Genomic DNA, 12267 nt, shown 5'->3' with positions numbered 1-12267 from the left:
CTCAGGCCAGGGTGATCGACCCGTCCGCGACGGTGACCTGCCGCGGGTCGAGCGGCCGCTGGGCCGGTCCGTCGACGACGGCGCCGTCGAGGGAGAAGCGGCTGTTGTGGCAGGGGCAGACGATCTGGCCGTCGGTGACCTGGCTGACGGTGCAGCCCTGGTGCGGGCAGATCGCGGACAGCCCGGTGAACGTCCCCTGCTGCGGCTGGGTGACGACGACCTGCGCGTCGGCGTAGATCGCGCCGCCGCCGACCGGCACCGCGGACGCCGGGCCGAGGACGGTGCCGGGGGAGCCCTGCGGGGCGTCCCCGGTCTGGGCCTGCCCGCCGTCGTCGGTGGTGGTGGAACCGCCGCCACCGCAGGCGGCGACCGCGCCGATCGCGGCCACGCCGGCACCGGCGATCATCGCGCGGCGGCCGAGGGCGGGCCCTCCGGCGCGCGGGGCGGGGTCGGGCTCGGTGGGGGACGTCGTGCGGAGGGTCATGGCTCTCCTGGGGGAGGCCGGGCGGGGGCCCGGCGGTGTGGTGGTGGCGGCCCGGGGTTCGGGGACCCGGGCACGTGACGAGCCTCCCACGATGTCCGGTTCGGGGTAGGACGGGTGTGTCGTTCCGCCACACCTGCGCCGTGTCGCGGGCCGCTCTCGCTACCGTGGACGCATGCCGTACACGATGCGCCAGCCGTCGCTGGGCGTTCCCGTGCCGAGCCTGGAGATCGTCCTGGGCCTGCTGGCCTGGGTGGTCGGCGCGGGTGCTCTCGGGAACGGGTTCGCCACCGTCCTCGTCGCGCTCGGGATCTTCCTGACCGCGTACCTGTGGATCGTGCGCCGGCGCAACGCCGCGATGGCGGTGACCCTGCACCCCGAGCGGAGGCGGCGGATGCAGCGGCTGGTCGTGATCGGCGTCGCCGGGGTCGTGCTGCTGCCGTCGCTGCTGTCCCTGGTCGACTACGGCGAGCTGGCCACCGCCCTGTCCGCCGCGCTGGTCGGGGTGCTGCTGATCCAGGCGTCCACCGTGCTGGAGGAGCGCAGCCTCGTCGCGACCGGCGGCCTGGTGCTGCTCATCGCCGCGTTCGGCGCCTTCCTGGCCCTGACCTACCAGGGGCAGGGGACCGGGTCCGCGGTGCCGGTGACCGGGCTCTGCGCCGGGATCGTGCTGTGGGTTGCGGCCGCGCGCAGGCTCGGGATCCTGGAGGACCTGTCCCGGCGCTACAACGTGCGGATCCCCGGGATCCGTTGACCCGCGGCCGGGCTGGCACACTGGAGGTGCCATGTCCAGCCTCCCGCTCGTCTTCGACGCACCCCGCCGCGGTACTCCGCCCCGCCACCTCGCCGACGTCGACCCGGCCGACCGTGCCGCCGTCGCGCAGGAGCTCGGCGTGCCGCGGTTCCGCCTCGACCAGCTGGCCCGCCACTGGTTCGGTCGTCTCACCGACGACCTCGACACCATGAGCGACCTCGGCGGTGACGTCCGGGAGAAGCTGCGCCCGCTGCTCCCGCCGCTGGTCACGCCGCTGACCGAGAAGGCCTGCGACGGCGGCGCCACCCGCAAGACGCTGTGGCGCGGCCACGACGGCGTGCTCGCCGAGAGCGTGCTGATGCGCTACCCGGACCGGGCGACGGTCTGCATCTCCAGCCAGGCCGGCTGCGGGATGGCGTGCCCGTTCTGCGCCACCGGCCAGGGCGGCCTGCAGCGCAACCTGTCGACCGCCGAGATCGTCGACCAGGTCCGCCGCGCCGCCGCCCAGGCCCGCGACGGCGTGCTGGACGAGCCGACCCGGCTGTCGAACGTCGTGTTCATGGGGATGGGCGAGCCGCTCGCCAACTACAGGCGGGTCGTCGCCGCCGTCCGCCGGATCACCGAGCCTGCCCCGGACGGGCTGGGCATCTCCGCGCGCGGGGTCACCGTGTCCACCGTCGGGCTCGTCCCGGCGATCGACCGGCTCCGCGAGGAGGGCATCCCGGTCACGCTGGCCATCTCGCTGCACTGCCCGGACGACGAGCTGCGCGACACCCTCGTCCCGGTCAACAACCGGTGGAAGGTCGCCGAGGTCCTCGACGCGGGCCGCCGCTACGCCACCACGACCGGTCGCCGCGTCTCCATCGAGTACGCGCTGATCCGCGACGTGAACGACCAGCCGTGGCGCGCCGACATGCTGGCCAAGGTCCTGCGCCGGCACATCGGCACGTCCCGGGTGCACGTCAACCTCATCCCGCTGAACCCGACGCCGGGCAGCGAGTGGGACGCCTCGCCGAAGCCCGTCGAGGAGGAGTTCGTGCGCCGGGTCCGCGCGGCCGGCGTCGCCTGCACCGTCCGCGACACCCGCGGCCAGGAGATCGACGCGGCCTGCGGGCAGCTCGCCGCGTCGCACCCGGGCTGACCCGCCCGGCGGCCCCCTCGCACCGCTCGCTGCGTCGCATCCGGGCCGATCCGCCCGGCGACCCCCCTCGCGCCGCCGGGCGGACCCGCTCAGAGCCGGTCGCCGCTCTCCGGGTGGAACAGGTGCAGCCCCTCGGTCGACGGCGTCAGCGCCACCCGGTCCCCGCGCCGCGCCCCGGTGCGCCCCGCGGTCCGCACGACGACGGCGTCGTCGCGCGAGCCGGTCAGCGACGCCGTCGCCGACAGGTCACCGGCGACCTCGGCCAGGGTGCCGTAGAGGTAGGCGTCGGACCCGAGCTCCTCGACGACGTCGACCCGGGCCGGGATGCCCTCGCCGCCGTCGGGGGAGACCGTCCACTGCTCGGGACGGATGCCCAGGGTCACCTCGGTGAGCTGGTGCGCCCCGATCGTCGACCGGACGTCCTGGGGCAGGGCGACCTCCCGCCCGGCGAGGGTCACCCCGCGCTCGGTCACCTTGGCGGTGAACAGGTTCATCGCCGGCGAGCCGATGAACCCGGCGACGAAGGCGTTCTGCGGCCGGTCGTACAGGTCGGCCGGGGTGGCGAACTGCTGCAGCTTCCCGTCGGCGAGCAGCGCGACGCGGTCGCCCATCGTCATGGCCTCGACCTGGTCGTGGGTGACGTAGACGGTGGTGACGCCCAGGCGTCGCTGCAGCGCCGCGATCTCGGTGCGGGTCTGCACTCGCATCTTCGCGTCGAGGTTCGACAGCGGCTCGTCCATCAGGAAGACCCGCGGCTCGCGCACGATCGCCCGGCCCATCGCGACGCGCTGACGCTGGCCGCCGGACAGGGCGCGCGGCTTGCGGTCGAGGTAGTCGGTCAGGCCGAGGATCTCGGCGGCCTCCTTGACCTTGACCGCGCGCTCGGCCTTGTCGATCCCGGCCATCTTCAGCGGGAACGCCATGTTCTCCCCGACGGTCTTGTTCGGGTAGAGCGCGTAGTTCTGGAACACCATGGCGATGTCCCGGTCCCGGGAGGCGACACCGACCATGTTCTCGCCGTCGATCCGGATCGAGCCGCCGTCGATCTCCTCGAGGCCCGCGAGCATGCGCAGCGCCGTCGACTTGCCCGATCCGGACGGCCCGACGAGCACGACGAACTCGCCGTCCTCGATCGTCAGGTCCAGCCGGTCGACGGCCGGCTTGGCTCCGGGGGTGTAGATCCGAGATGCCTGGTCGAACACCACGTCAGCCACGGCGGGCTCCCATCCTGTCCACGAACACGATCACTTGACGGCCCCGAAGGACAGGCCCTGGACCAGCTTGTTCTGGGCGATCCAGCCGGCGATGACGACCGGCAGCGCGGCCACGGTGGCCGCCGCGCAAAGACTGGCGAAGTACAGGCCCTCGGAGGTGATGAACCCGACGAGGTACACGGGCACGGTCGCGGCCCGCGAGGCGGTCAGGTTCACCGCGAAGAAGAACTCGTTCCAGGCGAAGATCATGCAGATCAGCGCGGTGGCGGCCATGCCGGGCGAGATGATCGGCAGCACGACCTCGCGCAGCGAGCGCCACAGCGAGGCCCCGTCCATGCTCGCGGCCTCCAGGAGCTCCTTGGGGACCTCCAGGAAGAACGACCGCATCATCCACACCGCGATCGGCAGGTTCATCGCCGTGTAGAGCACGACGAGCGTCCAGATGTTGTCCAGCGCGCCCAGGTAGTTCACGACGACGTAGATCGGCACGATCGCCGCGACGACCGGCAGCATCTTGGTCGAGATGAAAAAGAACAGCACGTCCTGGGTCTTGCGCACCGGCCGCAGCGACAGCGCGAACGCGGCCGGGGTGCCCAGCAGGAGCACCAGGACCGTCGAGGCGACCGTCGCGAACAGCGAGTTCAGCAGGTAGGGCCCGACCCCGCCGCCGAACACCTCGGCGAAGTTGTCGAACGTGGGGACGAAGAACACCGTCGGCGGGATCGTGACGGCCTGCGCCTCGGTCTTGAAGGCGGTCATCACCATCCACAGCACCGGGAAGAAGAACCCGAGCCCGACGATCCAGGCCAGCACGCTCAGCAGCGGCCCGGCCCCGCGCGGGGCCTTCCGCGGCGTCGTCGCGGGGGTGGAGGTCCGTTCGGCGACTGCGGTCATCACGCCTCCTCGGCGGCGGAGAAGCTGCGGAAGATCAGGCGCAGCGCCAGGGTGGCGACGATGATCGTCGCCACCACGGTGACCACGCCCATCGCGGCGGACTCGCCGATGTCGAAGCCCAGGAACGCCCGCTGGTAGATGTAGAACGGCAGGTTCGCCGACGCCGTACCCGGACCGCCCTGGGTCATCATGTAGATCGTGTCGAACGTGTTGACCAGGTAGATCGCGCCGAGCACGACACCCAGCTCGATGAACCGCTGCAGATGCGGCAGCGTCACCTCGCGGAACACCGCGAACCCGGTCGCCCCGTCCATCCGGGCGGCCTCGAGGACCTCCTGCGGCTGGGAGCCGAGCCCGGCGAGGATCAGCAGCATCATGAACGGCGTCCACTGCCACACCAGCGCGATGATCACCGCTGCCCGCGGGAAGGTGGACACCCAGTCGGTCTGCCCGGCGCCGAACGGCGAGAGCAGGAAGTTCACCAGGCCGTAGGTGGGATCGAACAGCACCGACTTCCACAGCAGCGCACCGGCGACCGGGGTGATCAGGAACGGCGTGATGATCAGCGTCCGGACGATGCCGCGGCCGAGGAACGCCCGGTTGAGCAGCAGCGCGATCAGCAGTCCGAGGACCATCGCGATCGCGACCGCGCCCAGGGTCAGCAGGATCGAGTTCAGCGCGACGCCGCGGAACTGCGAGTCGGTGAAGACCGTCGCGTAGTTCTCCAGCCCGACGAAGCGCTGGCTGCCGGGGCGCACCAGGTTCCAGGACTGCAGCGAGTACCAGATCGTCACCAGGAACGGCAGCTGCGTGACGATGATCGTGAAGATCAGCGCGGGCAGCAGCGGGGCCCGGCGGATCCAGCCGTCGCGGCGCTCCGCGGCCGGTGAGGTCTGCCGTTCCGGTGCCGCCTGCGGTGGTGCCTCTGTGGTCGTCACCGGTCGCCCCCGCTCTGCTGGTAGGACTCGCCGACGGTCTCGGCGTACTGCTGGGCCTGGTCGAGGGCCTCGTCGGCGGTCTGCTGCCCGGCGATGGCCGCGGAGATCTGCTGGCTGACCCGGGTCCCCAGGTCCTGGAACTCGGGGATCCCGACGAACTGCAGCCCGGTGTACGGGACGGGGTCGCGGGTCGGCCGGTCCTGGTCGGCGGCGTTGATCGCGGCGATGGTCTGCGGCGCGTAGGCCTTCGACGCCGCGACGTACTCGGGGATCCGGTAGGTCGACTGGCGGGCGCCGGGCGGGACGGAGGTCCAGCCGAGCTCCTCGCCGACCATCTGCTGGTAGGGCTTCGACGTCATCCAGGACAGGAACTTCCAGGTCGCGTCGACCTGCTCGGGGCCCTTGTCCGCGGTGGTGCGGGGGATGGCCAGCGCCCACGAGTACAGCCAGCCCGAGGACAGGCCGTCGACGCCGGTCGGTGCCGGCGCGTAGCCGACCTTCCCGGCGACGTTGGACTGGGCCGGGTCCTCCAGCAGACCCGCGGCGACGGTGGCGTCGAACCACATCGCGGTGTTGCCCTGGCTGAACTGGTTGCCGCACTCGGAGAACCCGGAGCCCGCGGCGCCGGCCTGGCCGTCGCGGCGGACGAGGTCGACGTAGAAGTTGACCGCCTTGCGCACCTCGGGCGAGGTCAGCTGGGCGTTCCACCGGTCGTCGAACCAGCGGCCGCCGTAGGAGTTGATCATCGCGTCGACCGGTGCCATGACCTCGCCCCAGCCGGGCTTGCCGCGCAGGCAGATGCCACCGCGGCCCTGCTCGCGGTCGGTGAGGCGGTCGGCGAACTGCGCGACCTGGTCCCAGGTCGGCTTCGCGGGCATGGTCAGCCCGGCCTGCTCGAAGAGGTCCTTGCGGTACATCAGGAACGCGGACTCGCCGTAGAACGGCACCGAGTACATGTGTCCGTCGGGGCCGGACAGGGCGCCGCGGATGGTCGGTGTGAAGTCGTCCCGGTCGTAGCCGGGGGTGGCGTCCATGAGGGGGTCGAGGTCGACCAGCCAGCCGTTGCGGGCCCACTGGGGGGTCTCGTAGTTCGAGATCATCACCGCGTCGAACTCGTCGCCGCCGGTGGCGACCGACGCGGTGATCTTCGCGCGGGCCTCGTTCTCCGACAGGCTCACGAAGCGCACGGTGATGCCGGGGTTCTCGGCCTCGAACCGCGGGCTGAGCTCGATCGCGTCCTCCATCTGCGGGTTGGACACGATCGCGATCGTCACGATCCGCGTGCCCTCCGGCAGGCCGAACGTGCCGGCCCCGGCGCAGCCGGTGAGGGCGAGACCGATGACCGCCAGCAGCGCGGTGAGGACGGCGGGACGCGACCTGGTTCTCGGGCGCACGGGCACTCTCCTCGTCGTCGAGGGCTCCGACGGGTGTGCAACGGTGTGGTCCGGGACACGTCCGTCCAGTATGACCGGTGCACGGTATGCGTGGAGCAACCGCTTGCGCAACCGGTTGCCTGTACGCTGTCGCCAACCCGTGACCCGCCTCGGAGGTGCGTGATCGCGACCATGGCCGAGGTCGCCCGGCTCGCCGGGGTCTCCACCGCGACCGTGTCCCACGTCCTGAACGGCACCCGGCCCGTCCGGGAGACCACCCGCGAGCAGGTGCTGGCCGCGATGGCGCAGGTGCACTACACACCGAACGCCGCCGCCCGCTCGCTCGCGACCGCGCGCACCCGGACCGTCGGGCTCGCGCTGTCGGCGATCTCCAACCCGTACCTGGGTGAGCTGCTGCACGCGATCGAGGACGAGTCCGCCGCGGCCGGGCACACCCTGCTGCTCGCCGACCCGCACGACGACCCGGGCTACGAGGAGACGGCCGTCGCGCAGCTCCGCAGCCGCGTCGACGGCGTGCTCTTCGCCCCCTCGGGCAACTCCACCGCGACCCTCGAGGCGCTCGCCGCACAGGGCGTGCCGACGGTGCTGGTCGACCGGATGCTCGACGGCGAGCTGGACGAGGTCGGTGCGGAGAACGTCGAGCCCGTCGCCGGGCTGGTCGCCCACCTGGCCGGCGCCGGGCACACGAGCATCGGCTTCGTCGCGGGCCTGGCCGGGCTCGCGACGACCGTCGAGCGCCTCGCGGGCTACCGCCTCGGGATGCGCCGGGCCGGCCTCCCGCCCGGGCCGGTGGTGGAGGGCCGATCGGACAGCGAGCCCGCCCGCGCCGTCGTGCGCGAGCTGCTCGCCTCGCCCGGGCGGCCCGCCGCGCTGGTCACCGGCAACAACGCGATGACGATCGGTGCCGTCCAGGCGGCCCACGACCTGGGCCTGCGCATCCCCGGGGACCTGGCGCTGGCCGCGTTCGACGACTTCCCGTGGGCCGACGCGTTCAGCCCGCGCCTCACCGTCGTCGCGCAGCCGTTCGCGGACATCGGGCGCGAGGCGGTCCGGCTGCTGCTGCGCCGCATGGCCGAGCCCGACGCGCAGCGGCGCTCGCTGCGGCTGCCGACGACCTTCGTGCACCGGGAGTCCTGCGGCTGCCGACCATGATCCTTCTCTGCGGAGCCTGCGATGCCCCGCAGGGTGCGCCGGGCTCCGCGGAGAAGGATCACCGCAGCGCCGACCGGATCCGGCCCACCGTGTCGCCCGGCCGGTCCCGGACGTCCTGCCAGGTGAACCGCAGCACCGTCCACCCCGCGGCGACCAGGGCGTTCTGCTTGCGCCGGTCGGCCCGGAAGCGGGCCGGGTCCGAGTGGAACGCCCAGCCGTCGAGCTCCACCGCGAGCCGCTCCGCCACGAACGCGACGTCCACCCGCCACGGACCGAAGGGCCACCCGAGGACGAACCCGGTGAGCCCCGCCCGTCGCAGGTGCGCGACGAGGCGCCGCTCGGCCCGCGAGTCGGCCCGGTCGGCGGCCTCGACGACGAGCTCGCGGGCCCGAGCCCAGCCGTGGGTGCCGACCCCGCGCTGGAACGCGGCGAGCAGCTCGGGGAAGGGCAGTCCCCGCTGCAGCACCCGGTCGAGGAAGGTGGTGCCGTCGGTGAGGGCGACGGCGGTCTCCAGCGCGGTCAGGGCCGGTGCCGTGACGGCGACACCGCGCCGTTCCGTCCGGTCCGCCGCGTCCAGGGTGCGCCGGCGGACCCGGATCCCGTCCGGCGGTGTGCGCCGCGCGTGTGCGGGCACGGTCACCCCCACGACCGGGAACGCGGTGGTGGGCACCGACATCCGGTGCAGGAACGCCGCCGCGGGCCCGTCGAGGACGGCGCCCGGCCCGGCCCACAACGCGGCGGCCACCACCCGCCCCCATGCGGTGGTCCGGTGCGACGACGCCCGGTACACCCCCGGTGCGACGACCACCAGGGCGCCGCGGGCGACCCGGCCGCGCAGTGCCTTCCCCGAGATCCCGCACGCCAGCGCCTGCCCTCGGGAGAACACCCCGTCCTGGCCGCGCAGCACCGTGTCCAGGTCCATGCGGCGCACCCTGGCCGGGAGCCGCGCGCGCCACGGGCGAACTCGGGGGAGCCGTTCGCAGTCGTGATCCTTCTCCGCGGAGTCCGGGGTCCCCCGCAGGGCGGTGCGGGTTCCACGGAGAAGGATCACCCGCGCCCGGCGAGCACCTCCGCGAGGTCGAAGTTCACGGGGCGCTCCAGCTGCTCGTAGGTGCACGAGGCAGGCTCGCGGTCCGGGCGCCACCGCACGAACTGGGTGGTGTGGCGGAACCGCTCGCCCTCCATATAGTCGTAGCGGACCTCGACCACCCGCTCCGGGCGCAGCGGGACGAAGGACAGGTCCTTGCCGGCGTTCCACCGGCTCGTCTCGGACTTGCGCGGCGTCCGCTCGCCCTCCAGCTGCTTCGCCCAGGCCCACGGGTGGTCGTCGAAGTCGGTGACCAGCGGCTGCAGCTCGGTCATGAGCTCACGGCGGCGCGCCATCGGGAACGCCCCGACGACCCCGACCGACACCAGCACCCCGCGGGCGTCGTGCAGGCCCAGCAGCAGCGACCCGACGGCGTCCGGGCCGGACTTGTGCACCCGGTACCCGGCGACGACGCAGTCCGCGGTGCGCTCGTGCTTCACCTTGGTCATGACGCGCTTGTCGGGCTGGTAGGTCCCGGCCGGGTCCTTCGCGATGAGCCCGTCGAGCCCGGCGCCCTCGAACTTCTCGAACCAGCGGCGCGCGGTGGCGGTGTCGTCGGTGACCGGGGTGAGGTGCACCGGCGGGGCGACGCCGGCGAACGCCTCCTCCAGCAGCGCGCGGCGCTCGGCGAACGGGCGCGCGGTGAGGTCGTCGTCGCCGAGGGCCAGCAGGTCGAAGGCGACGAACGACGCCGGCGTCTCGGTCGAGAGCAGCGTCACCCGGCTGGCCGCGGGGTGGATCCGCTGCTGGAGCGCCTCGAAGTCCAGTGCGTTCCCGGAGGCGACGACGATCTCCCCGTCGACGACCGCGCGCGGCGGGAAGTGCGCCTTCACCGCCTCGACGACCTCGGGGAAGTAGCGGGTCATCGGCTTCTCGTTGCGGGAGCCGATCTCCACCTCGTCACCGTCGCGGAAGACGATCGAGCGGAAGCCGTCCCACTTGGGCTCGTAGAGCCTGCCCTCGGGGATCGACGGGGCGGGCTTGGCCAGCATCGGCTTCACCGGGGGCATCACGGGCAGGTCCACGGCGGACGAGTCTCCTCTCGATCGTCGGCGCGAGCATCCCGGCTCGCCCGTCCGAGGGGGGACCGGCCCGGTGCGCCAGACTGATCGGTGTGGGACGACTGCCCGACCGGGAGGCGCTGGAGCGGGCGCGGGACGCGACGATCGACGACGTCCTGCCCGGGCCCGGCGACCCGCCGCTGCGGGTGCTGTTCTGCGGCATCAACCCCGGCCTGGTGTCGGCCGCGACCGGGCACCACTTCGCCCGTCCCGGCAACCGGTTCTGGCCGGTGCTGCACGGGTCCGGGTTCACCCCGCGCCTGCTGGCCCCGGCCGAGCAGGGCGAGCTGGCGCGGCTCGGGCTCGGCATCACGAACATGGCGCCCCGGGCCACCGCGCGGGCCGACGAGCTGTCCGACGACGAGGTCGTCGCCGGTGGGGAGCGGCTGCGCGCGCTCGTCGCGGCGCGGGAGCCGGGGTGGCTGGCCGTCGTCGGCATCGGGGCCTACCGGACCGCGTTCGGGCGGCGCGACGCGGCGGTGGGGGAGCAGACCGACCGGCTGGGGACGACCGGGATCTGGGTGCTGCCGAACCCCTCGGGGCTCAACGCGCACTGGTCGCGCGCGGCGATGGTCGCCGAGTTCGCGCGGCTGCGGGCCCGCGCCCGGGAGCAGGGGCCGGGCTAGGCCCCCGGGGTCGTCGAGCGCAGGAACAGCCCGAGCGCCAGGCCGACGGCGAGGAAGACCAGCAGCCACCACCACGTGCCGGACAGCACCCATACGGCGGACCCGACGGCGAGACCACCGCCGATCCCGTACCCGAGGCGGTTCAAGCTGTCCTTGCGTGGCCCGTCGTCCATGGGCGCCGAGCCTAGCGGCCGCCCCCGTCGAGATCGGGCAGATCGGGCGTCTCCGCGCCGTCGCGCTCGTCGCGGTCGGCCCACTCCAGCAACGGCTCGATGCCGAACACGGCCTCGTCGATGCCGGCGTGCAGGTCGCCCAGCTCGGCGTAGCGTGCCGGGACGGTGGCGATCGTGAAGTCCCGGGGCTCGCAGTCGTCGATCTCGTCCCAGGCCACCGGGGCCGACACCCGCGCGTCGGGGGTGCCGCGCACCGAGTAGGCGCAGGCGATCGTGTGGTCGCGGGCGTTCTGGTTGTAGTCGACGAAGACCGTCGACGGGTCGCGGTCCTTGCGCCACCAGGACAGGTCGACGCGGTCGCAGCGCCGCTCGACCTCGCGGGCGAAGGCGTGCGCGGCGCGGCGGACGTCGGCGAACCCGTGGTCGGGTGGGATGCGCACGTAGACGTGCAGTCCGGAGCCGCCGGAGGTCTTCGGGAACCCGGTCGCGCCCAGCTCGTCGAGCACCTCGTGCACGACGCCGGCGACGCGGCGGACGTCGGCCCAGGACGCGTCAGGCATCGGGTCCAGGTCGATCCGCCACTCGTCGGGGGACTCGACGTCGGCGGCGCGGGAGTTCCAGGGGTGGAACTCGACGGTGGACATCTGGACCGCCCAGACGACGTCGGCCGGATGGGCGACGCACAGCTCGTCGGCGGTGCGGTTGTACCGCGGAAAGGTCACGCGGACGGTGCGGACCCAGTCGGGGGCGCCGCGCGGCAGCCGCTTCTGGTGCACCTTCTCCCCGGTGACGCCGGTGGGGAAGCGGTGCAGCATGCACGGCCGGTCGCGCAGCGCGCGGACGACGCCGTCGCCGACGGCGGCGTAGTAGTCGGCGAGGTCCCGCTTGGTCTCGCCCCGTTCCGGGAAGTAGACGCGGTCGGGGCTGGACAGCCGCACCACGCGGTCGCCGATCGTCAGCTCGACCGGCTCACCCGCCCCGCGCGCGGCCACCCGTGGCTCAGAGCCGGCGACGCCGCCGGTAGACCGGGTACGCGACCGCGCCGATCAGGCAGACGGCAGCGGGCACGGCCGAGAACAGGAACTCGGTCCAGCTCACCGGGTGCCCGATGGTGAACAGCAGCAGCACGATGCCGGTGACGGCGGCCGCGATCGGCAGACCCTTGGGGAAGTTCTGGTGCCAGCCCCAGTCGACCGACGGCTCGTCGGCCGGGTCGACCCCGGACGCGACCGCGATCTCGCGGGTCTTGCTGGTCGTTGCGCTGTGCGCCACTGCCTTGCTGGCCACCGTGTGTCCTCCTGCTCCGGCTCCGTGCGGGGTCATCGTCGCACAGCTCGTGGGCCGAGGATGAT

At 73.2% G+C, this 12267-nt stretch carries 14 protein-coding genes; 4 read left to right on the top strand and 10 right to left on the bottom strand.

What is annotated here, in order from left to right; all coding sequences use genetic code 11:
* Window position 1: 1 nt before the first annotated feature.
* On the bottom strand, window positions 2-484 hold the full coding sequence (locus tag WHI96_RS07255; RefSeq protein ID WP_345642892.1) for a Rieske (2Fe-2S) protein: 483 nt from the start codon (window positions 482-484) through the stop codon (window positions 2-4).
* A gap of 172 nt (window positions 485-656) precedes the next feature.
* Between WHI96_RS07255 and WHI96_RS07250 the strand changes: the two genes are divergently transcribed.
* Complete coding sequence (locus WHI96_RS07250; RefSeq protein WP_345642889.1) at window positions 657-1235, top strand: hypothetical protein; 579 nt, start codon at window positions 657-659, stop codon at window positions 1233-1235.
* 31 nt (window positions 1236-1266) lie between these two features.
* On the top strand, window positions 1267-2376 hold the full coding sequence (gene rlmN / locus WHI96_RS07245; protein ID WP_345642887.1) for a dual-specificity RNA methyltransferase RlmN: 1110 nt from the start codon (window positions 1267-1269) through the stop codon (window positions 2374-2376).
* An 89-nt stretch (window positions 2377-2465) separates the two neighbouring features.
* Here rlmN and WHI96_RS07240 read toward each other — a convergent pair whose 3' ends face one another.
* From WHI96_RS07240 to WHI96_RS07225, 4 genes are read right to left on the bottom strand one after another with little or no spacing between them, the layout of a single operon-like run.
* A complete protein-coding gene (locus WHI96_RS07240; protein ID WP_345642884.1) occupies window positions 2466-3590 on the bottom strand; it encodes an ABC transporter ATP-binding protein in 1125 nt (374 codons plus the stop codon).
* A gap of 30 nt (window positions 3591-3620) precedes the next feature.
* Window positions 3621-4484: a carbohydrate ABC transporter permease gene (locus WHI96_RS07235; RefSeq protein ID WP_224403201.1), complete on the bottom strand. Its 864-nt coding sequence runs from the start codon at window positions 4482-4484 to the stop codon at window positions 3621-3623.
* Window positions 4484-5422, bottom strand: a complete 939-nt coding sequence (locus WHI96_RS07230; protein WP_373324099.1) for a carbohydrate ABC transporter permease — start codon at window positions 5420-5422, stop codon at window positions 4484-4486. Before WHI96_RS07230 ends, WHI96_RS07235 begins: the two co-directional genes overlap by 1 nt.
* Window positions 5419-6816, bottom strand: a complete 1398-nt coding sequence (locus tag WHI96_RS07225; RefSeq protein WP_345642880.1) for an ABC transporter substrate-binding protein — start codon at window positions 6814-6816, stop codon at window positions 5419-5421. The genes WHI96_RS07230 and WHI96_RS07225 overlap by 4 nt, the downstream gene beginning before the upstream one ends.
* Window positions 6817-6975: 159 nt before the next feature.
* Between WHI96_RS07225 and WHI96_RS07220 the strand changes: the two genes are divergently transcribed.
* Window positions 6976-7968, top strand: a complete 993-nt coding sequence (locus tag WHI96_RS07220) for a LacI family DNA-binding transcriptional regulator (RefSeq protein ID WP_345642877.1) — start codon at window positions 6976-6978, stop codon at window positions 7966-7968.
* A 58-nt stretch (window positions 7969-8026) separates the two neighbouring features.
* On the opposite strand, the gene WHI96_RS07215 is transcribed toward WHI96_RS07220, so the two are convergent.
* Both WHI96_RS07215 and WHI96_RS07210 read right to left on the bottom strand, forming a co-directional pair.
* Window positions 8027-8890, bottom strand: a complete 864-nt coding sequence (locus tag WHI96_RS07215) for a DUF559 domain-containing protein (protein WP_345642874.1) — start codon at window positions 8888-8890, stop codon at window positions 8027-8029.
* A 125-nt stretch (window positions 8891-9015) separates the two neighbouring features.
* Window positions 9016-10080: an ATP-dependent DNA ligase gene (locus WHI96_RS07210; protein WP_208822446.1), complete on the bottom strand. Its 1065-nt coding sequence runs from the start codon at window positions 10078-10080 to the stop codon at window positions 9016-9018.
* 89 nt (window positions 10081-10169) lie between these two features.
* On the opposite strand from WHI96_RS07210, the gene mug reads away from it, so the two are divergent.
* Window positions 10170-10742: a G/U mismatch-specific DNA glycosylase gene (gene mug, locus WHI96_RS07205; RefSeq protein WP_251784826.1), complete on the top strand. Its 573-nt coding sequence runs from the start codon at window positions 10170-10172 to the stop codon at window positions 10740-10742.
* On the opposite strand, the gene WHI96_RS07200 is transcribed toward mug, so the two are convergent.
* The 3 genes from WHI96_RS07200 to WHI96_RS07190 are packed head-to-tail and all read right to left on the bottom strand — an operon-like array spanning window position 10739 to window position 12202.
* Window positions 10739-10915 carry a hypothetical protein gene (locus WHI96_RS07200; RefSeq protein ID WP_345642863.1) on the bottom strand — a complete coding sequence of 59 codons (177 nt, stop codon included), beginning with the start codon at window positions 10913-10915 and terminating at the stop codon, window positions 10739-10741. The two genes, mug and WHI96_RS07200, sit on opposite strands and share 4 nt — an antisense overlap.
* Before the next feature lie 11 nt (window positions 10916-10926).
* Window positions 10927-11907, bottom strand: coding sequence for a non-homologous end-joining DNA ligase (gene ligD, locus WHI96_RS07195; protein ID WP_345642860.1), 981 nt, complete (start codon window positions 11905-11907; stop codon window positions 10927-10929).
* A gap of 7 nt (window positions 11908-11914) precedes the next feature.
* Window positions 11915-12202, bottom strand: coding sequence for a DUF2631 domain-containing protein (locus WHI96_RS07190; protein WP_168172194.1), 288 nt, complete (start codon window positions 12200-12202; stop codon window positions 11915-11917).
* Window positions 12203-12267: the final 65 nt, after the last annotated feature.

The organism is Pseudonocardia tropica (genome assembly GCF_040105315.1).
Taxonomy (GTDB): Bacteria; Actinomycetota; Actinomycetes; order Mycobacteriales; family Pseudonocardiaceae; genus Pseudonocardia; species Pseudonocardia alni.
This window is presented reverse-complemented; position numbering and strand designations above follow the sequence as displayed.